Genomic DNA, 22,180 nt, shown 5'->3' with positions numbered 1-22,180 from the left:
CATTCGATTAAACGCCCTTCCTCGTTACTTGGCTATCACGATTCCTACGTCCATCCGTCTCGGTGCGACTCAAGAGGAACCAATGCTAAGACGCGCGACACGATACCTGAAGCGCCTCATCGCGCCGAGACTCGTCAACGTTGCAGCACGGACCCGCAAGCCGGTAGCTGAACCAGCGATCGTTTCGCAACAGGGTCTTCTGGACCGGCTGTCGCAAATTCCTTATTGGGAAGACAAGATCCGGACCTACAAACAGTATACGTATGAGCCGGACTCCGGAGCCTGGACCAAGGCGGGATTTCGCGCTGCCCCCCGGAAGATAATCGAGGGAAGCGATCTGAAGGTGAACTACGGTTGCGGCAGCACTATCCTCGACGACTGGATCAACATCGACCTGTTCGAGCACGACCACCCAGCCTACTATCAGGTCAACTTGCTGGACAAACACCCGTTCGCCGACAACACTGTTCGATTCGGCTATTCGGAGGATATGCTTGAACACCTCCCCCAAGCCGCCTCGATCTTCGTAGTAGCTGAGATCTATCGGACTCTAAAGCCTGGCGGCGTGATGCGCTTCAGCTTTCCTGGGCTGGAAGGAGTTCTACACCGCCACTACTCGCCACCGACCGAGACGAGGATTCGTGAAGGCGAGTTTGAGGCCTATGCGTTTTGGGACCACATTCACTTCTATGCAAAGGAAGAGCTCCGACTTATCGCTGAGCACATCGGATTTAGAAAGGTGAGCTTTTTCACTTACGGTATTTCCGACCATGCCGAGCTTCAAGGCCGCGATACCCGAGCACACCAAGTCGACCTCAACACCTTTGCTGAGCTCACCAAGTAGTTTTCAGATAAAAAGTCTTGACCCCGGAACATGTGGCTCGCCCCGTCACATCTGAAACTTCCGTTCTTTCGGACTTTCAACAGCCGATCATATCGGGCCGGATAGTGGCCCGATGGCCAGGGCGCAACGGCGCAAGGTCGCCGATCGGCTCAATCCCAACCAAGGTGCCCAAGCTGGCAACCGTCATGAATGAGGCGGAGCTCGCCCATATGAGCCGCCCCGGCGCAGCACCGCGCCAAGCTGCGCTCGCCCAATCCAATCGAGAGGGTCAACGGCGACATCAAGCGCACACCGAGGTCGTCGGCATCTTCCCGAACGAAGATGCTATCGTTCGTCTCGTCGGCGAGATCCTGCTCGAGCAGAACGACGCGTGGGCCGTCCAGCGCGTCCCTTAAATGACTATGGAGCCATCGCGTCTTTAAGCGGCGATCCCATCGTGTGGCGGGCTAATCAGCCCGGCGCCTCACCATGGCAGCGAAACCACTCAATGAGACGCAGACCTGGAGTGGTTCGATGCGCCGACCACCCGCAAAGGGCGAGCCGGGCATCGGGACTCCGTTTTGCGCCGGGCTGCTGCTGCGCAGGATTGCGCGCTCACCTTTGACTTGTGGTTGTATTTCTTCCGCTCGCCTCGGAATCGGTCTGGTAGACTTGCGGCTAATCCTCACGCTGGGATTGATTTCGCATTCGTGAACGGGTATTGTTTCACCATATTTCATCGGTTTATGGTTGGGCCGGAATGGTATGGGCGCTTGTTGCTTTGGCGGCGATAGTGGGGATTTCGGTGCTATTGTACGCCGTCCGACTGCTCGATAGTGACGCTTTGTATGACTCGAAAGATTTCTATGACTTGAAAGAGCAGATCCCTCCCCCAGCCGAGCGCGCGGGAATGAGCTGTGCATCTGGCGAAGACAGGGGAGCTAATGGCTCCTGGCGCGATCAGGCCGATCGCAGTGATCGTCTCGCAACGGATTTGCAAGGGGCGTCCGGCTCCCGGGCAGTCGTTTGACCATCGCCCTGACTGATGCTCGGAGGCCAGCTAGAAATCCCGAAAGGCAGGGTATTGATCTGCCGTTGGCTCGGTAGCTCACATCGGCTCGTGCCATAAGGCGCTGCTGGAATCGTTGGTGATCCTCGTCAGAGGTGGATGAAGAGTCCGAACGTTGATCCTTTGGTGGCGGCACGGCCCCAAATTGCTTTGACCTTTGCGCTGACGCTAGAAGCAGCAGCGCTGCTCGATCAGCGACCTGCCGCATTTCGATGCTTGTGATTGCGCGGGCCACAACTCTCCGATCTGACGCAATTCCAGAACTGGAAGTCATCCATTCGACCACCTCGATGTCGACAGATACGTGCTTCGGCCGCCGGACCTCGAAGGTTTCATGGCGGATATTGGCCCTGCGCCGCCTCGGCAATTCAGCGAACAGTTGGGCTCAGAGTGCCCCCCAATGAGCGGCCTCCAGCCTGATCAACGCACGCACCGGGCCAAATCCGCTTGCGCAGCAAGGCCATGCATCCCCTCGCGCCCGAAGGACGAACTTTGTCACCTTCATGGTCGACGCGCTTGAACAAGCTCGTGAGGTCAACAACGAAGCACACAAACTGCAAACAACTTTTGCGCGCAACGCGACGCGACGCTCGGACTTGCGCCTCACGCATTTCGAAGGAGCGGCGCTCAGCTGATGCCAGTTTCGACTCAACTGTTGATTTTTTTCACTAGTTAAGAAATGCCGAATTGCGTAACAATGAGACAAATTAAGTATGGTGTTTGTAATGGTCGGAAACTCTGCGAAACCGTCGTTGGCCCTCCGCCGACTTTCTCCGAGAGACATCATCGCGAGGTCGTACCCTGGTTGGGACTACAATACGGCCGACCGGGTACTCGATTGGCTCGGTGAGTGCGGCTATAGCATCGTTGAGAGCGGTGCAAATTTATCCCCTCCGGAAAATGGCGCCTCCGATCCAGTACAGCAGGACACTTAACCTGTCTCAGGCCAGATCGGCACGCAGATTGAGGCGCTGCAACTTCTCGGTGCATGCAGCCTCCAAGTTTGGAGTCGCGGCTCCGATCATCCCTGCGGTTCTCAGCTTGGGTAAGTCCTGATCGACATTGTTCTGGTTTTGGGCTTCCACACGCTCAGGCCTGAGATGGAATCCGGCTTCCTACTGGTAGCTAGCCTTCTCGTCCTCGCTAAGGTGGATTCTCGGCACCGCCTGTTAGAGCCGCCGCCTCGACGAACTCGATCGTCGGAATCGACTGAAGGGTCTCGATCAACGTGTATCGCCCCGCAACGGGCGCGTTCTAGACCCGCCGGCCGAAGGCGGAGACAGCGTCAGCTGTTGAACCCGGCCCCGCAAGAACTGCCAACTGGCCAACCGCAACGTTGCTGACGTCTACACGGCCCCTGCCCATGTCAGGACAAGGCGGCCGCTCAGACGGAGCGAGAGGGCTCCGTGAGCCGATATCGATTGCGTTGGAACAGTGTCTCACGCGCATCGATGCCAGCAGCCTTGCGATAGATCTGCTACTACGATCTTGATCCGGACCATCTCGTGACGCCAATTCAGCCGTTGACCATCAAGCGATCTTCGCGCGAGAAGAAGGGTGGGATGCGGATCGTCGCAATGTCACCGGCTGTTCGAAGATTGCGTCGCAGGGTCGTCGTGCCCCCAAACGCCAATGGCGTCTGGCGGTTCGTGACGACAGCGCCGTCGTTGCGACCCGTTGGAGCCGAGAATTTAGAGCAGCGGAGAATTCAGATTGCTGCTTGCTACCGCCATACTTCTGAACTTCGTCCATTTGGCAACGATCATGCAGGCAAAGACGCTTTGCAGAGTTCGTCATGCGTGCCGCGACCTCGTGCCGCATCACTGCCTCGGAGATCAGCGTTCCGTAGTTGACGGTTCCGTTAGCCGGGCGCCGGACGCTGCGGCGAGGCTCGTCGGGTAGCATCGTTGCGCCATGTGTTCCGAACCACCATTCGAACACAACCCGGAGTCCGGATATCGTCAGCCGGAGTCTGGTCATGCTGTTGGACCCGTGCAGCAGAACGCCCCGTCCAAGCCTTGGAGACATGGCAACGCGAAGGCTGGCTCCGCACAATCGGAATGTGTGGGCGGTCACCGTCATCGACCTGGATCGCCGGTGCTGCTATGCCATAAAATCAGACCGAAGACGATTTTGATGCTGCATATCAGAGGGTAACTCGTGTCCTACCGCTTTCATCTTTCTGGAAAACGCGTTTTTGTCGCAGGTCACCGCGGCATGGCTGGCAGCGCATTGATACGCCGCTTGTCGTCCGAGGGCGTCGAGCTTCTGACGGTGCCACACCGAGAACTCGATCTGCGCGATCAAGCCGCGGTGTTCGCATGGTTCGCACGCGCGAAGCCCCAAGTCGTGGTCCTGGCGGCCGCCAAGGTCGGCGGCATCGTCGCCAACAATACGCTGCGCGCGGAGTTCATCTACGACAACATCGCCATCGCCACCAATGTCATTCACGCTGCCCACGTGAACGGCGCCGAGAAGCTGATGTTTCTGGGCTCATCCTGCATCTATCCGAAGCTTGCTCCTCAGCCGCTGCGCGAGAACGCGATGCTGACAGGACCGCTCGAGCCGACCAACGAGCCTTATGCGATCGCCAAGATCGCCGGCATCAAGATGGTCGAGGCCTATCGCAGCCAATATGGCGCCGACTTCATCAACGTCATGCCGACCAATCTCTATGGTCCGGGCGACAACTATCATCCCGAATACAGCCACGTCGTCGCGGCGCTGATCCGCCGCTTCCATGAGGCCAAGCTCGCGGATGCGCCGGAGGTCGTGGTCTGGGGCACCGGCACGCCGCGGCGCGAGTTCCTCTATGTCGACGACATGGCGGATGCCTGCGTGCACCTGATGAAGACCTATTCCGACACCGCGCTGGTCAACATCGGCACTGGCAAGGATATCACCATTGCCGACTTCGCCCGCGTGGTTGCCGCCGTAGTAGGCTTCAAGGGCAGCATCAGCTTTGACCGGTCACGGCCGGATGGCACACCACGCAAGCTTCTCGACGTCTCCCGCCTGACGGAGCTTGGCTGGCGCGCGACGACTTCCCTGGAAGTGGGAGTCGGGCTCGCCTACCAGGCATTTCTGCGCGAAGCGGCGACGCAGTAGTTAGTCATCATTGGCAAGGGCGAGTCCACCAAAGGCCATTCGGCGCTAGATCTCTTCGAAGCTGCCGGAAGCCTCGATCTCAGCGACGATATCGAGGTCCCTGTAGTGCCGCGAACAATCCGGATTCTCTGCCTCGATGAAATGCTCGGCTGCCATGAGAGCTTCACACTCCTCCGCCCGGCGGTTGTTGTTGATAACGGCGAGCCCCCTGTTCTGCGACGAGACGCGGCGCGCTTTGCGGGAAAGCGTGGCCTATCAGGGAACTGCCTGCGCCACCGTGGCCAGGCCTACAGAGTTTGGCTCGATCGGCAGAGCCCCAGCGGGCGCAATTGAGACCTCGAGTCCCGCCGCACCCGCGCGTGCAGCTATGTGGGGGTTGGCCATCGAAACAGCGATGCCGGAACATCACCTGCGGCGACAGCTTAGACGACGGCAACGAGAACGTCAGGCGGATAAGTCGGCCGGCTAGCGTCGCAAAGGTCGGCGAGACCGTTAGACTTTCGCGTATGGTTCTGCATTGCAGACAAAGCTCCTTGAATTTGCCTGTGGAGGGATCAATAGACGGCGCTTTCAACAACCTTGTTTCAGGAAGGCTCCAGGCTCCCCTCCGTTTGCAGTCCGCGAACACGATCTTGCGGTTCAATCTAGGGTTGACCTTTGAGCGGCGACCGCAAGGCTCGTGGTCGTGGATGCACCGCGGAGACCCGGCCGCCATTGACACGTCCGGCACAGAAGGCGGTAGCCTTCCAGAACTGCCCCGTCGACTGTCGCAGCGGCCGCTGCAGTCTGATGACACCCGCTCTGCGCATCTGCGCGGCATGCATATCTGATACGTGTGCTTTGCAAGTCGCGAGCGTCGCCAGCTCATACGCAGCACGTCGAACTGATTCAGCGCAATTGCGCGGTCGACCCGCTGGTCATAATTGATGCTGATCAACTACTTTCAACAATTTTTGGTCGCAGTTTATGACGATTATCGCTCCGCTTGCACTCGACTTGTGCAACCTCGGCGAGCTTTTGCCTTGCTCGTGCGGATGATCGTTCGTATGATTCGAATGTGATCCGATCGTGAGGAAAGTTCACTACCGGCACATTCCCTCCCAATGCTCGCGAGACCCGACCAGTGTTACAGCGACGCAGTTTTCTCGGGCTTCCGCTATTGGCATTGTGTGGCTCGACGAGTTTGGCCTGGGCGGGCAATTCCGTCGAGACGTCGAGAATCAGAGTGACGATCGGCGGAAAAGCATTTCTACAATACGCACCAGTGACACTTGCCGAGCGCCTCGGCTTCTTCAAGGATGCGGGCCTCGACCCGGAGCTTCTTGACGTGAGCGGCGGATCCAAGGCGCTCCAGGCTCTCGTGGCAGGAAGTGCTGAACTCACCGCTGGCGCTTTCGACCACACGATTCAGATGCATGCCAAGGGACAAAAGATCGTCGGGGTTGTGCTGTTTGGCAGGCATCCGACGTTCGCATTGGCCCTGCGAAAGGAGAAGGCTGCGGCCTATCGCGACCCGAGCAGCCTGAGAGGCATGAAGATCGGGGTCACGGCGCTGGGATCCCAAACGCAGTTCATGGTGGAGTACATCGCTTTGCGAGCTGGTGTCTCTCCGGCCGACATTTCCTTCGTCAGTGTCGGAGGTGGCACAGGTGCGGTAGCAGCGATCCGCAACGGCGCTGTCGATGCGGTCGTCACGGGTGAGCCGGCGCTTACGGCGCTGACATCAGCAGGTGACGTCCAACTGGTCGCGGACACTCGCACCAACGAAGGGACGATCGGCATTTTTGGCGGTCTCTATCCGTCAGGGACGATCTACGCGCGGTCAGACTTCATCGAACGCAATCCCGATACGCTCCAGGCCTTTGTTCTCGCGATGGTGCGCGCCCTGCAGTGGATTGATCGCGCGTCGGTCGACGAGATCGCCGATGCGCTCCCGGAGGAATGGGCCAAACCTGATCGAAACATCTTTCTCGCCTCTATCCGGGGCACGCGAGACATGTTTTCGCCCGATGGCCGGTTCAGCGCCGACAGCGCAGGCATCGCACTTCAGGTGCTATCGACGGTCGACCCGCAATTGCGTGGCGTGAAGGTCGATCTGGCAGAGACGTATACGAACAGATTCGTCGAAAAGGCTCTCCAGACGCTGGCATCGAAATAGCACCGCGGAAAGCTCGAGTTGATGAACACGCCCGCGGCACTGTGGGATCGAGGCTAGGTAGTGGCGCGCCGAGTTCCGCAGCATTCGGAAGCTTCTGCTTCCGCAGTCAAGAAGGCAGCGCGCAAATCGCGCCCGACAGATAAGTCCAAGCGCCAAAAAGGACGGCCCGCGACCCTTGCACGACGGCGGCGCGACATTCCACTTCATCATCAGGTGTTCTTGGTTCTACAGGATGAAATTGCAGAACGCCGTTATGCACCGGGAGACGCATTGCCGACGGAGGCGGATCTGGCTGTGCTCTTCGGCGTCTCGCGCGTGACGATCCGGGCAGCTCTGGATACTCTCGATGAGCTCGGACTGATTGAACGCCGCCAGGGTATCGGCACGTTCGTGCGGGAGCTCTCGAAGCCGAAGCCTCTCACGGTGCCGATGATGGACCTCGCTGCTCGAAACAGGGAGATCGTGCGCACAACACGAGCTCACGTGGTCGAGTTCGAGTTCAAGGTGGCCCCTCGTCACGTTCGCGAGCACTTTCAAGCCCAGCCAGGCGACCTTTTCCAGCGCACAGTTCGCATCCGTTACATGAATGACTGGCCAATCATGCAGGTCACGACCTACATTCCGGAAGCGATCGGACGACAATTTGGTCCTGAAGACATGGAAGGAGGGTCGCTCTATGCGATTCTGCAGCGCTTCGGCATCACATTCACATCTGGCGAGCAGGTTGTGACGGCAGCTGCAGCCGACCCCATTGTCGCAGCACGCCTCAATGTCGCGATAGGCGCACCGCTTTTGAAGGTGGTGCGCATTCATTTCGACAGCGCCGGACGCCCGATTCAGCACTTCGAGCTGCTGGCTCCACCTGCAACCTACGAGCTTCGCATGCCATTGAAAGACTTCTAGCCTGCTGTAAGCGCGCCAAGTCCCGAGCACGGCCCGTCCAAACTGACATTTCGGTGCGCGTGCGAAGGAGAAGTGCTCACGATCTCATGGGGCCGCGCCGTGGGCGGACCGGCCCACACCGGGAGGCATCACAAGACATGAGCCTCTGCACGGCGGCCGAACGATACAGATGATGTCCGAACCAGTTTCCCCTTCATTCCCTCGCTTTCAATCGACGGTCCCTCACTACGTGGCCGGGCGACCGAATTACGCTCCCGCGCTCATCCAAGTCGTGGCGGAGTACCTTCGTCTGACCAAGGACCACCGATTGATGGATCTCGGCTGTGGACCAGGCTGGCTCGGCATCGCGTTTGCGCCCCTGGTCGGCAAGGTCATCGGAATAGATCCGGAGCCTGCCATGCTGGAGGCTGCTCAGGCGATCGCCAACGCGGCGGCCGTTGAGATCGAACTGATCGAAGGCAGCTCGTTCGACCTCAGCCCGCAGCTCGGCCGCTTTCGCGCCGTGGCGATTGGACGCGCCTTTCATTGGATGGATCGCGCCGATACGCTGCGAAAGCTCGATCCATTGATCGAGGAGGACGGCGCAGTCCTGCTGTTCAATGACGTACGTCCCGATGTCCCACAGAACGCCTGGTACAAGCGTTACTCGGACGTCGTCGATCGCTTCACCAACAAGAGTGTCGGTTTCGCACCCGAGCGCCTACGTCACGAACCGATCCTGCTGGAGTCGCGCTTCGGCCAGCTCACCAGAATTGGTGTCATTGAGCAGCGTCTCGTGCCTGTCGCGCGCCTGATCGACCGCGCACTATCGATGTCGACCTCCTCCCCTGAACAGCTGGGCACTCTCTCAGGTCAGCTCGCGCAGGAATTGACGATGGAGATGTCGCCATTCGCAACCGCCGGCGGCGTCGTAGAAGTCATTGAATCCCAGGTCCTCATTGCACAGCGCCGCTGAGGCTCACAAGCTTCGCTGCTCAATCGACCTACTTGGCCGCCCATAGGGGCGAGAGCGCCGGCACACGCCCCTCGCCACGGGCCATCGCACCGCGCCATGACGAAGACGGCCCGCCGGCAAAGACCTCAGCTCAGCTCTACACCGGCGACTGAACAAGCGGATTCGATCAGATGCCGCACGGTCCGGGCATCCCAGTCGAGCCTCTCGGGGACATCCGCCCAGTAATTTGAGAGCACATGTGCAGCATGTCGCGCCTTTACCCCCAGACCGACGACCGTTCTGGCCGGAATCGCCATGATGGCGCGTTCAATCGGGTCAAGCGAGCTCAGGACCGCTTCGATGCGCTCTACACCGGGCACCACCACGGCGGAGATCTGCGATTTTGCATCCCACATGGCCGCAGCTGATTGCGCATCTTGCTGCTGGAGAGTTGCGAGTTCTGCGGAGAGCGCTTCAAAGCTGCGTCCGAGGGCAACGAGCACGGCGTCGGGATTGCTTTCGATGGCTTGCTCATCGAGCGTCAGACCACCTGGCTCGACGGTTGCCAATATCCGCAGGGTTTCATCAAGAGACATCACCGAACTCCAGGCCGAAAACGGTCGGTGGAAGGTCGCCGACAGCCGATCGGTTGCAAGGGATCGACCTGCACCCAGCGGACAAAGTCCGCCTCTCCTTCTCGACGTGAGACGATATCGCCCAGTCGTATCAACATCAATACAATATCTGTTTCAGGCCGTAATCAATAGGTCCTAGACTGCCAGAGTCCCGTCACGACGCAATGCGGAGAGCTCGCATCGCGACGCAGGAAACGGCGTTGTCTTTGACGCCGGCTCATTTCACGCGACGTGCCGACATGAGAGAGGTTGCGCTCGGCCAGCTTGGCCCACTCATGCCACGCAAGCCTGCGCTTGGCGAGCTACCGAAATTGGTGGTGCTACACCAGCGGCGGAGTCACTGGCCAGAAAGCTCGTCCGGCGTCCGCAGTGCGGCCTATTGCTGCGTGCCACCATCATCACTACCCGTCTTACGCGAGTAGCCAACGCCTGTTCGCCTCACTTGGCACGGCGCTGAACGCCTCTATCATATCATGGGACGGCGCAATCAAAGGCTCCGGTTGAGCAGACGGCTGCGACATGTCGCGCCTGAATTGAGCCGAGGCATGCCGCGTCGCGTTGCTGCGGACCCAAGCACGAACTGCCAGGTTTCAAGACAATTGATGCATTGCAAGCGGGCCGCTCAACAGCCGGAAAGCTCGCAAGACGGCACTCAGCCACTCGCCATCTGGGGTGCATCAATCATCCTCTTACTGCATGGCGCAGCTATCAAGGGGTTAGTGCAACGTTCTCGACGAGCGACGCACCGACAAGCCGAGCTGGTCTGGAGCCAGTCGAACCGCAGGGAAGGATGAGGCGCCTGTAGTGCACCCGCAACCTGTCATTTCGGTGCGGGCGCCGGATGACGGCGTCAACGTCGTCGAAGAGCGGCTTGCCTGTACGAAGCACATGGTCGTAAACGCCACGGACCCATTGGCCGTAATGATAGTCCGGCTGCTCCTCGAGCGGCAATCCCGGCGCATGCTGTTGCCAGGTTCTGCCGAAGCTTTCAAACCCCGAGCCGATGTCAGCGAAAATAAGCCGGCCGTCGACAGGCTCGATGATGACGAAGCGCTGCAGCGAGTGTAGATCGAGGAGGCCCTTCAGTTCGGTATTGTCGCGGCCCTGATCACATTCGAGCCATCGCATGAACAGGACCGCAAGAGGCTCTGCCTCTTTGGCAAGCGCAGTGATGGGCAACTCACGGCTTCTGAACACCGGCGACAGATGCAGGCGGGCTCGCGCAACCTCATCCCCGATATAGGTCATCGCCTGGCCGACCCTCGGGAACATTCGCTCGACAACTTCATCGCCCGTTTTCACAACGATGATTCGCTCCACGGCCCTATCCGCGATGAAATATAGCGCCGAAGCGATGCTGATCCCGCAGGCGGTCCTCGGCCTGAGCCGGATCCGGGCCGATCGGCTGTCGATCATGGTGACAGCGACGAATCCCAGATTGTCGACCACATAGGACGACAAATCAAAATCTGACACCGGGCATTGCAGGAATCTCCGCAAAACAGGCGAATGAGCATCCCAAGCCCGCCCATGGTCGTCCAGAAGGATGGTTGTCATCGGATCCACGCCATCTTCAACACGAACGCGCCAGCGCGCCGGCGTCTCTGGCGCCCATTGATGTATCGTCATCAGATCCGCGGAACGGCGGATCCGGATGCCAAACGAAGCAACCAGTTGAACGCATATCGGTCCGCGCCGCTACTACAAGCTTAGGTAGCGGCCGGCCATCGCCCTCCCTCCAGGCACGCGACTTTCCCGGCGGCGCAAGCGGCCACGGCAGGGCCGCGGCCCCCTTGCCGGCACGAACCCGGGCCAGCTCGCCGGCAGTGCTCGCCCTTGTGCGAGATCGTCTCCCTCGCCCCTCCCCACCGGAACCTATGCACTGGTGTGACTACCAGAGTTAGTAATTGATCCGGGCATCGCAAAATTGTCAACTAGTGGTTGATAACAGACCCGCACGGGGAAGGGAGACCTTGCATGCTCACGCGACCGCAATCGATTCGTCACGCTGCAGATCATCGTCCGGAGCTCGCCACTCGCGCCGCAGCGCTCCGCGAGCAGATCTGCTGCAATCGAGATCTGAGCTTTCTGATGGAGGCCCATGATGGGCTCTCAAGCGCTGTCGCCGAGCGCGCCGGCTTCAAGGGTCTATGGGCATCCGGCCTGTCGATCGCCTGCTCTCTCGGCTATCGCGATGCAAGTGAAGCGTCCTGGACCCAGCTCATCGACGTCGTCGAACGCATGGTCGATTCGACTGATCTCCCGGTTCTCGTCGACGGTGACAGCGGCTTCGGCAATTTCAACAATGCGCGCATTCTGGCCCACAAGCTCCGTCAGCGGGGTGCCGCCGGTGTGGCCTTGGAAGACAAGCAGTTTCCGAAGATGAACTCGTTCGTCGGCGATCGTCATCCGCTCGCCGCTGCCGGCGAATTCTCCGGGCGTCTGCGTGCCGTGAAGGATGCGGTTGGAGACGAACTCGTCCTCGTCGCCCGCATCGAGGCCTTGATCGCCGGCCATGGCATGGACGAGGCCCTTCACCGCGCTCACGCCTATGCGGACGCCGGAGCGGACGCCATTCTCATCCATTCCCGGAAGAGCACGGCGGACGAGATCTTCGCCTTCGCCAATGGTTGGCAGAACCGCCTCCCTGTCGTGATCGTCCCAACGAAATACTATCGGACTCCCGCGTCCGCTTTTCGTGCTGCCGGCATCTCGACCGTGATCTGGGCCAATCACTCGATGCGCGCCGCGACAAGCGCGATGCGCAATGTCTGCCAGCGCATCATCACCGAGCAGAGCATCGCGGGGATCGAGGCTGAGGTCGCGACCCTCGAGGATGTCTTCTCGCTGTTTCACTACGACGAGCTGGCGCGCGCCGAGGCCCGATACCTGCCCGTCAATGCCGCGCCAGGCCAGCCAGACTAGCCGAACAACTCATGCCGTTCTCGTAAAGGATCAGACCCATGACCCCGACTGCACTCGCATCTCGCATCGACACGCCGACCGATGTCTCACAGGTCGACCGCCCCGACATTGCCCAGGTCATCAAGTGGCGGGACGGCTCATACGCCGCCGACCTCTACATTGCAGCGGTGTCCTGGCTCGACCTGTTCACCTATCTGGACGGTCACCCCGTCTCTGAAGACGAACTGCGGGAGCATTTCTCGCTTCGTGACCGGCCGACACGTACAATGATCAGGCTTTTCGAATCCTGGGGCCTGATTGATCGCGAGGGCGGAAAACTTCACGCCACCATCGAAGCCGTCCGATATCTCAGCAGCCGATCCGACGAGAATGTCGCCTCCTACATCGCCACAATGAAGTACAAGTCGTCGGTTCGCGAGCTGTACGACGTCCTGCGGAACGACGGCTCCGACACCTGGCATGTCGCGCGCGGCGACACGACCAGCTGGGACGATCTGATGCAGACGGATGAGTTCGCGGACCTCAACACGCGCGGCATGGAGGAGCGCGGCCGGATCTTTGCCCCGCATCTCGCTACCCTGCTCGATTGCAGCGGCGATACGTCCATGCTCGACATCGGCGGCGGCTCCGGCGTCTATTCCGCTCATCTGCTGATGCGATATCCTCGGCTATCCGCGACCATCTTCGAGCGCCCCCCGGTCGACGAGCTCGCGCGATCCTGTCTGATCGCACGGGGTCTCTATCCCGACCGCGTCCGTATCGTCGCTGGCGACATGTTTGTCGACCCGCTGCCACGCGATGCAAGCCTTCATCTCTATTCCCACGTTCTTCACAATTGGGGACCCGAGAAGGTCCGCCTGCTGATGCGCAAGTCCCACGGCAGCCTCCAGCCCGGTGGCCGCATTGCTGTCTACAGCTGCCATCCCGACGATCGCGGCGGGCGTCCGGCCCCGGCCGCCGAAGCTGAATATTCGGTGCTCCTGACCACGGGCTACGAAGGCTGCTGCTACAGCTTTGAAGACATGCGCGGGATGCTCGAACAGGCCGGATTCGGGCAGGTCGAGTACCACAGATCGCTCTGCAATCGCAGCCTGATCGTGGCGAAGAAACTCAGTTGAGGTCACAGGACGTCGATTCATTGGGGGCGGCAGAGCCGCTCCCAATGCCCTTGTGCAGGAGCAAAAAGACATGTCCGTGCCGACGAGCGTTCTTCTATCGAGATTGAGTGCAGCAGGCTACACCTTCTTCTCGGGCGTTCCGTGCTCGCACTTCGCTGACCTGTTTGAGAGGGCGACCGAAAGCAGCGCGTTGACCGACGTACCCGCGGCCAATGAGGGCAGCGCGGTGGCGCTCGCCGCCGGCGCCGCGCTGTCCGGCCAGCGCGCCGTTGTCGCGCTGCAAAACTCCGGTCTTGGTCACGTCGTCAATCCACTCACCTCGTTGTTGATGGTCAACAGGATCCCGGTCCTGTTGCTGATCTCGGTCCGAGGACATCCCGACGAGAGCGCAGATGAGCCGCAGCACATCTTCATGGGTGCCGCGACGAAGGCGATCCTTGATCAGCTCGCCATCGACTGGGACGAGTTCGACGGAACGACGGGCGGACTGGATCGGCTTCTCGTCCGCGCCGCTGAAGCGCATCGGCAGGAGGCACCTTTTGCTGTGCTGTTGCGAAAGGGCCAGCTCACGCCGAGCGCCGCAGGGGCGACCCCTGACGCACCGCTCGATTACCCGCTCAGCGCGGGAGAGGCGATCGAACTGATCTGCGAGCGGCTCGATCCGACCACGTCGATCGTCTCGACGACCGGATTCATCACGAGAGAGCTCTTCCGGGTCAACGATCGTCCCGAGAATTTCTACATGCAGGGCTCGCTCGGGCACTGCAGCGCATTGGCGGCAGGCCTCGCCATCGCCATGCCCAACCGTCCCGTGCTCGCACTGGATGGCGACGGCGGCGCGCTGATGCACATGGGAGTCATGTCCACGATTGGCCACACCCAACCCCAGAACCTCATCCACGTCGTGCTCGACAATGAAAGCTACGCATCCACCGGTGGCCAGGCCTCGACGTCACGAAGCTCGTCCTTGGATCTTGTCGCATCCGCCTGCGGCTATCGCTCGTCGGTGCGTTGTGCTGAAGCCGGGGATATCCTGAAAGCAATGGAGCACTTTGCGACGACGCGGGGTCCGCATTTCCTGCTTTGCAAGATCAATCGTTCCCATCCCGCAACGCTTCCGCGCGTGACCACCCGCCATACGCCTGTCGGGAACAAGCGCCGATTCCAGGACGCCATGGGGCGCTACGTTCTTGAACCTTCAGCTGCCGGCTAAAGGGGAAACGATGTGATGGTCCGCAAGACGTCTGCTTCGGCAGCCCTCTGCCTGATCTTCGTGATCCTGATCTGGGGTATGAACTGGCTCGTCATCAAGGACGCGCTGCAGATCGCGCCGCCCCTGTTCTTTACAGGACTGCGTCTTCTCGGCGGCGCGGTGGCGATCGCGGTGGCGCGCCTTGCCTTGGGGTATCAGCTCCGCATCGGCGATCGCGGACGGCTCAACCTGCTTGCCGTGGGCATGCTGCAGATGGCCTGCGGGCTGGGCCTGAGCCTTGTTGGGCTCCAATATCTGGACGTCGGCCGAAGTGCTCTCATTTTCTATACGATGCCGCTCTGGCTTGCGATCATTGAGTGGGTTTTGGACGGAAGGCGGCAGACCGGCTTCGAGCTTGCAGCGATCGGGAGCGGGCTTGGTGGAATCATGTTGTTGAGCGCCAATGGCCTCGGGCCTATGGCTGCGGCAATGACTTTCGACAACGCGGAAGGGGTTGCCCTGCTGCTGATTGCGGCCATCTGCTGGGCCTTGGGAACGTGGCTCGCCAACCGAGCTCACAGCGATATCGACGTCTGGAGCCGGACCACATTCCAGCTTGCAGCGGCAGGGATGGCGGTCATGACGGCCTCAGCCGTCCTCGAGCCGCATTTCGAGGTCAAGCGCCTTTCAGCTCTCGCCTTCCCGATCGCGTTCAACTGTATCGTAGCGACCGGCCTCGCATTCGTTGCCTGGTACTATGCGTTGGCTTCAATTCCGGCGCGGATCGCATCTCAGAGCCTCGTTCTCATTCCCGTCGTCGCGCTGATCTCAGCTCTCATCCTGCAGGGGGAGGAGCTCGCGTTGCGCACGGTTCTTGCCTGCCTGCTGATCATCATGGGCGTCACGGTCGTGATCTGGCAACGCGAAGAGCGGCCTTCGCGCAACAAGCCGGCCAGAGCGCCTTTCAGCCAGATCGACGAGGCCGACAAGCCGCAAGCAAGCGTCAGCCGGCGCAGCCTTTGAGTTGAGGAGCCATACATGGACGCTATTGAGCCGATCTACCAGCCGATGCTCCTGGCTGGAGCATCAGCAGACGCAGATCGCGTCATTGAAGTCAGGAATCCCTTTTCCGGCGCGCTCGTCGGGACGGTGCCGCAGGCAGAGCCACGTCAAATACGGGCTGCATTCGCGGCGGCCGCGCGCTTCCGCCCGAAGCTGAGCCGCCGCGAAAGGTCCGATATCCTGCTCGGCACGGCGCGCGCGATCGCAAGAGATCAGGACCGGCTCGCACAACTCATAACCGCCGAGACCGGTCTCTGTCTGAGGGACTCCCTGCATGAAACCAGGCGCGCCTGCGACGTCTGGTCGTTTGCCGGCCATGCGCTGATTCAAGCTGATGGCGAGATCTACCCTGGCGACATCGGCGGAACCCCTCATCAGCGGCGCATTTTTTCAATGCGTACGCCGCTCGCGGGGGTCATCGCGGCCATCACCCCCTTCAATCATCCGCTGAACCTGGTCAGCCACAAGCTGGCGCCGGCAATTGCGACCAACAACCGCGTGGTGCTCAAGCCGTCGGAGCAGACGCCCCTGACGGCACTTGCGCTGGGCAGGATCCTCCGCGAACAAGGCTTGCCGGAGGGCATGCTCTCGATCGTGACCGGAACGCCGCGCGATCTTGGAGATTGCGTGTTCACCGATGAGGACGCCGAGCTCGTGACATTCACGGGGTCGGTTCGCGTCGGGCACCAGATCGCGGAACGGGCAGGTTACCGGCGGCTCGTCCTCGAACTGGGTGGGAACGATCCGTTCATCGTCCTTTCGGATGCGGACGTCGATCGGGCCGCGCATCTGGCCGTGCAGGGCGCAGTCAGACATTCCGGTCAACGCTGTACGGCCGTGAAGCGGGCGCTCGTCGTGGAGGAGCTTGCCGATCACTTCGCCGAGCGTGCCCTGCACCACATGCAGCAGCTCTCAACAGGCGACCCCAGCGATCCTTGCGTTGATCTCGGCACCGTCATCAGCGAAGACGCAGCTCAGCTGATTGCCAGACGCGTGGCCGGTGCGGTCGCGGCAGGTGCCAGGCTTCTGCTCGGCGGTGAACCTCGCGGCGCCTTTTATCCTCCCACCCTGCTCGATCATGTCTCGCCCGCTTGCGAGCTCGTTGCCGAGGAGACGTTCGGCCCGGTTCTGCCGATCATCCGATGCAACAATGATATCGACGAGATCATCAGGATTGCGAACGCCACCAAGTTCGGACTTTCCGCCGCCGTCTGCTCCAACCGCCTCGATCACGTCACGAGGCTCATCGAGGGCCTCGCGGTCGGCTCCGTCAATGTGTGGGAAGTTCCCGGCTATCGCACCGAACTCACTCCGTTCGGAGGCATCAAGCAGTCCGGCCTCGGTCACAAGGAGGGCATCCTGGAGGCGATGCGCAGCTTCACGCAGGTGAAAACCTACTCCCTGCCCTGGCCGGTCTAGGGCCTCGACCTGCTCGCCGGCTGCCACCGAGCGAGTAAGCGGTCGAGCCGCCGCGCCAGGAACGAAGCGGCTGCGCATGCAATGCCCACCTAGTCGACCAGCAGCTTCTCCGCCGCATTTTCATCAGTCACGAGAACATGACAGAGCCTGGCGAGGAGCGCGGCGCGAATGATCGCGACCTTCTGCAGTCCTCCCGCTGCCAGAACCCGGTGCTTGATCCGATGAATATGCTCCCAGGGCGGATTGATGGTCCGCCGCGACAGCGGATGATCCACCCGTTTGCCACCGCGATCGAGGTAGTGGCCGCAAATGTCTCCGACCGCACCGGCCGCTCGCAGCGATGTCCAGGTCTTGCGCGAGATGACGTTGTATTCGAGCACCTTGGACTGCTCGGAAAGGTCGATCGCGCTCAAGAGGGCCATGTCCAGACTTGGCACCATGGCCAGCACGGAGCGAACCGGCTCGCTGTCCACGATCAGGTTTCGGAAGGCCGCGTCGTCGACGAACATGGGCGCGGTGAGATAATAGCAGCGGGCTCCAAGTGCGCGAGCGATCATCGCAGCGTTGTCGTACGGATTGATCGGCGCGCTTTCCGCCAATCCGCCGCAGAGCAGGACGACCTTGGTGTTCTGACCCTGACGCGGCCGCAGGTTCTGGGCGGCTGCGTTGATCGTCCCTCCCCAGGTGATCCCAAGCGAGCCATCCGCGGGGAGCTGTTCAGCAACGTAGTTGGCAGCTGCCGCTCCCAGAAACGACCTGACGTCCGGGTCGGTCATAGGGGTTGGGACCACGATGGCTTGCGTCAAGCCGTATCGTGCAGCGAGCTCCGCCTCGAGTTTCGTTCTCTGCCCGGCGGGATCGGTGATCGTGATCTGTACGAAGCCGCTTTCCCGCGCGAGCCCGAGGATCCGGTTGACGCGCTTCCGCGTCATGTTCAGCCGCTGCGATATCGCTTCCTGGGTCTGCCCTTCCTTGAAGTAGTACCAGCATATTCTGGCAACCAGGACCCGGTCTTCCAGGATCGTATCGGCGTTGTCGGTCTCGCCGTCGCGCAGTTTCAGGTTTGAGGTGGTCACGTCACAGCCTGAGTCGGGTTTGGGTCAGGACCCATGTGTGCCCCGTCGCGGTCGCTACGACAACTGCCATACCGGACAGCCCATTTGTACCTTACACGTCACAAATGTGTCAGCGAAGCGGGTTAAGTACCCCCTACCAAAAATGGGGGGCCTGACCATGCGAAGCCTACTGCTGTCCGTTGCATTTCTGTCCGTCTCGATGAGTGCCGCATTGGCCGAATTCTCGGACGGCAAGGTCGTGATCGGCGTCATGGGAGATCAGAGCGGCGTGGTCGCCGACGTTGGTGGTCCTGGCTCGATCCTCGCGGCCCGGATGGCTGTTGCCGATTTCGGGGGAACCGTCGACGGCACCCCGATCGAGATCATCACGGCAGATCATCAGAACAAGCCGGACATCGCATCCGGCATCGCCCGCGAATGGTTTGACCGGCGCGGCGTCGATGCCATCGTCGATCTGCCGCATTCGGGCGTGGTTTTCGGACTGATCCCGCTCGCAACCGACAAGAAGCGCTCGCTTCTAATTTCCGGCGCAGCCTCCACCGACATCACGGGCCGCTATTGTTCGCCCTATGTCACGCACTGGACCGACGACACCTATGCGCTGGCCCGCGGCACTGCGGCGTCGCTACTCGACCAGGGCTTGAAGAGCTGGTTCTTCCTCACCGCGGATTATTCCTTCGGCCATGATCTGGAGGGAGCGGCGCAACAGGTCGTGGACGAGCGCGGCGGCAAGGTGATCGGCAGCGCTCGCCATCCGCTCGGCACCGCCGACTTTTCCACTCTCCTGGTGAGGGCCCGCAGCTCCTCCGCCGAGGTGATCGCGCTTGCCAGCGCCGGCGCCGACACCGTCAACGCCATCAAGCAAGCCGGCCAATTCGGGATAGGGCGGGCCGGGCAGAAGCTGGCCGCGCTGCATGCCTTCGTGACGGATATCAACAGTATCGGTCTGGAGACGGCGCAGAACCTGATCATCAGCACCGGCTTCTACTGGAACGACAATGATGCGACGCGCGCATTCGCCCGGCGGTTTTTTGCCGCCCACGGACGGATGCCAACGCGTGAGCAGGCCGGCGTCTATGTCAGCGTCCTGCACTATTTGAAGGCCGCACGGGCAGGGCACAGCGACGACGCCGCTTCTGTCAACGACCAGATGCGGCAGCTGCCGGTCGACCGCTTCGGCCGCGAAGCGCACATTCAGGCGAATGGACGGGTGACCTATGAGATCGGCGTCTATCGCGTGAAGGCGCCTGCCGAAAGCAAGGAGCCGTGGGACTTCTACGTCCGCACGGCCACGGTTCCTGCGAACGCGGCATTCCGTCCCGCGTCGGCATCCGGCTGCGGCTCGCAGGCGGCCAAGGCGCAATAGACATGGTAGCCAGCGCCTCGCTCCAGGCTTTCGAAGATCCGAGAGCTGTCTCTGCTCCGCTGCCGACCAATCCCGTGCTGAAGGTTCGTGCTCTGACGGTTCAGTTCAAGGACTTCGTCGCCTTGAACGAGGTGTCGCTCGACCTTCGGGAAGGCTGCATTCACGCGGTGATCGGTCCCAACGGAGCAGGCAAATCCACGCTGTTCAACGCGATCAGCGGCTTCATCAAGCCCACCCGCGGCCAGATCGAACTGTTTGGACGCGACGTCACGGCCTGGCCTGCCAATCGGCTGGCCAGGCTCGGGCTGGCCCGATCTTTCCAGATCTGCGCGGTATTTCCCGAGTTGTCGGTCGAGGAGAACATGTTGGTGGCGCAGGCCCATGCCAGCCCACCACTCCGGCTGTTGCGCCGCCGCGTCAGAGGCGATCTCGCCCCTCACAACGAGACTCTGCTCGCACGAGCTGGCCTGATCTCCGACCGACGCAGGCAGGCGCGTGAACTCTCCTATGGCCGGCGGCGCCTGCTCGAAATTGCAACCACGCTCGCCCTCAGACCTCGCCTCCTGCTTCTCGACGAGCCGATGTCGGGGCTCGGCCGGGAAGACATCGGTCCAGTCGTCGACATGATTGCCGACGCAGCGCAGGATTGCTGCGTCCTGCTGGTTGAACACAATCTCAAGGTCGTCGAGCGGCTCGCGAACCACGTCACCGTCCTGGCGAACGGGGCCGTTCTGAGCGACGGATCCTATCAGGACGTTGCGCGCGACCACCGCGTCCGCGCCGCCTATCTGGGTGCAGCCGCTGATGCTTGATCCGGAACGAAGCGAAGCAGGCCTTCCCCTTGCGATATCCAACCTCAAGGCCTGGTATGGCGAGGTCCAGGCGCTGTTCGGGATCGACTTCACCGTATCGGAGGGTGAGGTCGTCGTGCTGCTGGGCCGCAACGGCGCCGGCAAGAGCACCATCCTGCGCGCCATCATGGGCCTGTTGCAGCGGCAGTCGGGGCAAGTGCTGGTGCAGGGGCGAGAGGTGCGTTCGCTGCGTCCATCGGAGCGCGCGCATCTTGGTCTCGGCTACTGTCCGGAAGAGCGAGGGATCTTCGCCAGCCTCACCGTGGCCGAGAACATGGCGCTATCGCCCACGCTGGGCGGCTCCGGCATGAGTGATGATGAGATCTTCGAACTGTTTCCGAATCTCAGGTCGCGGACCCGCCATCTCGGCGGGCAGCTGAGCGGCGGCGAACAACAGATGCTGGCGATCGGGCGGATCCTGCGATCCGGTGCCCGGACTCTGCTGCTGGACGAGCCGACGGAGGGGCTGGCACCCATCATCATCCACCAGATCGAACAGGCGATCACCGCGCTCAAGCAGCGCGGCTACACCATCCTGCTGGTCGAGCAGAACCTCGCTTTCGTGCTGGGCGTCGCTGACCGGGTTGTTGCAATCGAGAACGGACTGGTTGTCGACAATTGCCCGACCTGCGAGGCCGAGCGCATCGAAGCGCGCCTCTCCAAATACGTTGCCGTGTGAAACTTATGTCAAACCTCGTTCTCTCCTATCTCACGATCGGTCTGGTCAATGGATCGTTCTATGCCCTGCTCTGCCTCGGCCTCGCATTGATCTTCGGGCTCTTGAACATCCTCAACATGGCTCACGGCGCGCTCTACATGATGGGTGCATTTGCCGCGTGGGCGGCCGTTGCGCGCCTTGGTCTTCCCTATCTCGTGGGCCTGTGTGCGGCTGCCGTTCTGGTTGGATCGACCGGGATGGTGCTGGAGCGCCTCTTATTGCGGCGGACCTACAGTCTCGATCCGCTCTATGGATTCATGCTGAGCTTCGGACTCGCAACCGCGATCCAGGGCGGATTTCAGGTCATCTTCGGCTCTACGGGACTGCCCTTCACGACGCCCGCCTGGCTGTCGGACGTGGTCGATCTCGGCTTTGCAGTATTCCCCGTCTACCGGCTGTGGGTCGTCATGGTCGCCTTTATTGTTTGCCTTGGGGTGTGGATCGCGATCGCACGAACAAAGGCTGGAGCGACGCTTCGGGCGGCTTCCGAGAACGCCAAGATGGCCGAAGCGCTGGGCGTCCCGATTCCTGCGGTGATGACGGCAACCTTTGGGCTGGGCGCGGCTCTTGCGGGCCTCGCCGGCGCTCTTGCGGCGCCGATCTATCAGGTGAGTCCGTTGATGGGGTCCGACGTCCTGCTTGTTGTCTTTGCCATCATTGTGATCGGCGGGATGGGCTCCCTCGGAGGAACAATCCTGGCGGCCTACTGCCTGGCATTGCTCGAGAGCGCGACACTGGCGGTGTTCCCGCAAGCGGCCAATGTCATGATCTTCGCTTTCATGTGCATCGTCCTGTCGGTCCGGCCGCAGGGCCTGTTCGGCAT

General features: G+C 61.2%; 16 protein-coding genes and 2 pseudogenes. 15 read left to right on the top strand and 3 right to left on the bottom strand.

Going from position 1 to position 22,180, the window contains the following annotated elements:
• The first annotated feature begins 82 nt into the window (after positions 1 to 82).
• From QX010_RS24160 to QX010_RS24135, 6 genes and pseudogenes are all read left to right on the top strand, one after another.
• Positions 83 to 844, top strand: coding sequence for a class I SAM-dependent methyltransferase (locus QX010_RS24160; protein ID WP_315801411.1), 762 nt, complete (start codon positions 83 to 85; stop codon positions 842 to 844).
• Between the two features lie 100 nt (positions 845 to 944).
• A pseudogene (locus tag QX010_RS24155) lies at positions 945 to 1,283 on the top strand (transposase); the annotation flags it as partial.
• A 2,769-nt stretch (positions 1,284 to 4,052) separates the two neighbouring features.
• Positions 4,053 to 5,000: a GDP-L-fucose synthase gene (locus QX010_RS24150; RefSeq protein ID WP_315716394.1), complete on the top strand. Its 948-nt coding sequence runs from the start codon at positions 4,053 to 4,055 to the stop codon at positions 4,998 to 5,000.
• 1,225 nt (positions 5,001 to 6,225) lie between these two features.
• Positions 6,226 to 7,158 (top strand): ABC transporter substrate-binding protein, encoded by a 933-nt coding sequence (locus tag QX010_RS24145; protein WP_315801412.1) that lies wholly within the window; start codon positions 6,226 to 6,228, stop codon positions 7,156 to 7,158.
• 60 nt (positions 7,159 to 7,218) lie between these two features.
• Positions 7,219 to 8,061 carry a GntR family transcriptional regulator gene (locus QX010_RS24140; protein ID WP_316182319.1) on the top strand — a complete coding sequence of 281 codons (843 nt, stop codon included), beginning with the start codon at positions 7,219 to 7,221 and terminating at the stop codon, positions 8,059 to 8,061.
• A 172-nt stretch (positions 8,062 to 8,233) separates the two neighbouring features.
• Positions 8,234 to 9,016 (top strand): class I SAM-dependent methyltransferase, encoded by a 783-nt coding sequence (locus tag QX010_RS24135; RefSeq protein ID WP_316182318.1) that lies wholly within the window; start codon positions 8,234 to 8,236, stop codon positions 9,014 to 9,016.
• 125 nt (positions 9,017 to 9,141) lie between these two features.
• On the opposite strand, the gene QX010_RS24130 is transcribed toward QX010_RS24135, so the two are convergent.
• Positions 9,142 to 9,591, bottom strand: a complete 450-nt coding sequence (locus QX010_RS24130) for a hypothetical protein (RefSeq protein WP_316182316.1) — start codon at positions 9,589 to 9,591, stop codon at positions 9,142 to 9,144.
• Positions 9,592 to 10,338: 747 nt separating this feature from the next.
• Entirely contained in the window at positions 10,339 to 11,259 is a 921-nt protein-coding gene (locus QX010_RS24125; RefSeq protein ID WP_316182314.1) for a hypothetical protein, read from the bottom strand.
• A 348-nt stretch (positions 11,260 to 11,607) separates the two neighbouring features.
• Here QX010_RS24125 and aepX point away from each other — a divergent pair, with 348 nt between their 5' ends.
• From aepX to phnY, 5 genes are all read left to right on the top strand, one after another.
• A complete protein-coding gene (gene aepX, locus QX010_RS24120; protein WP_316182312.1) occupies positions 11,608 to 12,555 on the top strand; it encodes a phosphoenolpyruvate mutase in 948 nt (315 codons plus the stop codon).
• Between the two features lie 38 nt (positions 12,556 to 12,593).
• Positions 12,594 to 13,673 carry a methyltransferase gene (locus QX010_RS24115; protein WP_316182311.1) on the top strand — a complete coding sequence of 360 codons (1,080 nt, stop codon included), beginning with the start codon at positions 12,594 to 12,596 and terminating at the stop codon, positions 13,671 to 13,673.
• A 70-nt stretch (positions 13,674 to 13,743) separates the two neighbouring features.
• A complete protein-coding gene (aepY, locus tag QX010_RS24110; protein WP_316182309.1) occupies positions 13,744 to 14,886 on the top strand; it encodes a phosphonopyruvate decarboxylase in 1,143 nt (380 codons plus the stop codon).
• A gap of 15 nt (positions 14,887 to 14,901) precedes the next feature.
• Positions 14,902 to 15,888 carry a DMT family transporter gene (locus tag QX010_RS24105; RefSeq protein WP_316182307.1) on the top strand — a complete coding sequence of 329 codons (987 nt, stop codon included), beginning with the start codon at positions 14,902 to 14,904 and terminating at the stop codon, positions 15,886 to 15,888.
• A gap of 15 nt (positions 15,889 to 15,903) precedes the next feature.
• Positions 15,904 to 17,346, top strand: a complete 1,443-nt coding sequence (gene phnY / locus QX010_RS24100; RefSeq protein WP_316182305.1) for a phosphonoacetaldehyde dehydrogenase — start codon at positions 15,904 to 15,906, stop codon at positions 17,344 to 17,346.
• Positions 17,347 to 17,435: 89 nt separating this feature from the next.
• Here phnY and QX010_RS24095 read toward each other — a convergent pair whose 3' ends face one another.
• The gene (locus QX010_RS24095; RefSeq protein ID WP_316182303.1) at positions 17,436 to 18,422 is read right to left on the bottom strand and encodes a sugar-binding transcriptional regulator; all 987 of its coding nucleotides are present in this window, start codon (positions 18,420 to 18,422) and stop codon (positions 17,436 to 17,438) included.
• A 157-nt stretch (positions 18,423 to 18,579) separates the two neighbouring features.
• On the opposite strand from QX010_RS24095, the gene QX010_RS24090 reads away from it, so the two are divergent.
• From QX010_RS24090 to QX010_RS24075, 4 genes and pseudogenes are all read left to right on the top strand, one after another.
• Positions 18,580 to 19,788, top strand: coding sequence for an ABC transporter substrate-binding protein (locus QX010_RS24090; protein ID WP_316182340.1), 1,209 nt, complete (start codon positions 18,580 to 18,582; stop codon positions 19,786 to 19,788).
• Between the two features lie 2 nt (positions 19,789 to 19,790).
• A complete protein-coding gene (locus QX010_RS24085) occupies positions 19,791 to 20,600 on the top strand; it encodes an ABC transporter ATP-binding protein (protein ID WP_316182302.1) in 810 nt (269 codons plus the stop codon).
• Positions 20,593 to 21,318 (top strand): ABC transporter ATP-binding protein, encoded by a 726-nt coding sequence (locus tag QX010_RS24080; protein ID WP_410051981.1) that lies wholly within the window; start codon positions 20,593 to 20,595, stop codon positions 21,316 to 21,318. The genes QX010_RS24085 and QX010_RS24080 overlap by 8 nt, the downstream gene beginning before the upstream one ends.
• Positions 21,319 to 21,323: 5 nt before the next feature.
• Positions 21,324 to 22,178: pseudogene (locus QX010_RS24075) on the top strand (branched-chain amino acid ABC transporter permease); the annotation flags it as partial.
• Positions 22,179 to 22,180: the final 2 nt, after the last annotated feature.

The organism is Bradyrhizobium sp. SZCCHNRI1009 (assembly GCF_032487575.1).
Taxonomy (GTDB): domain Bacteria; phylum Pseudomonadota; class Alphaproteobacteria; order Rhizobiales; family Xanthobacteraceae; genus Bradyrhizobium.
The sequence above is the reverse complement of the archived record's forward strand: the minus strand, read 5'-3'. Positions and strand labels throughout refer to the sequence as shown.

What these genes read in the sequence shown, in the direction of transcription:
- QX010_RS24160 (WP_315801411.1), top strand. Translation starts at nt 83, where the DNA reads ATGCTAAGACGCGCGACACGATACCTGAAGCGCCTCATCGCGCCGAGA.
- QX010_RS24135 (WP_316182318.1), top strand. Translation starts at nt 8,234, where the DNA reads ATGTCCGAACCAGTTTCCCCTTCATTCCCTCGCTTTCAATCGACGGTC.
- QX010_RS24130 (WP_316182316.1), bottom strand. Translation starts at nt 9,591, where the DNA reads ATGTCTCTTGATGAAACCCTGCGGATATTGGCAACCGTCGAGCCAGGT.
- QX010_RS24125 (WP_316182314.1), bottom strand. Translation starts at nt 11,259, where the DNA reads ATGACGATACATCAATGGGCGCCAGAGACGCCGGCGCGCTGGCGCGTT.
- aepX (WP_316182312.1), top strand. Translation starts at nt 11,608, where the DNA reads ATGCTCACGCGACCGCAATCGATTCGTCACGCTGCAGATCATCGTCCG.
- QX010_RS24115 (WP_316182311.1), top strand. Translation starts at nt 12,594, where the DNA reads ATGACCCCGACTGCACTCGCATCTCGCATCGACACGCCGACCGATGTC.
- aepY (WP_316182309.1), top strand. Translation starts at nt 13,744, where the DNA reads ATGTCCGTGCCGACGAGCGTTCTTCTATCGAGATTGAGTGCAGCAGGC.
- QX010_RS24105 (WP_316182307.1), top strand. Translation starts at nt 14,902, where the DNA reads ATGGTCCGCAAGACGTCTGCTTCGGCAGCCCTCTGCCTGATCTTCGTG.
- phnY (WP_316182305.1), top strand. Translation starts at nt 15,904, where the DNA reads ATGGACGCTATTGAGCCGATCTACCAGCCGATGCTCCTGGCTGGAGCA.
- QX010_RS24090 (WP_316182340.1), top strand. Translation starts at nt 18,580, where the DNA reads ATGCGAAGCCTACTGCTGTCCGTTGCATTTCTGTCCGTCTCGATGAGT.
- QX010_RS24085 (WP_316182302.1), top strand. Translation starts at nt 19,791, where the DNA reads ATGGTAGCCAGCGCCTCGCTCCAGGCTTTCGAAGATCCGAGAGCTGTC.
- QX010_RS24080 (WP_410051981.1), top strand. Translation starts at nt 20,593, where the DNA reads ATGCTTGATCCGGAACGAAGCGAAGCAGGCCTTCCCCTTGCGATATCC.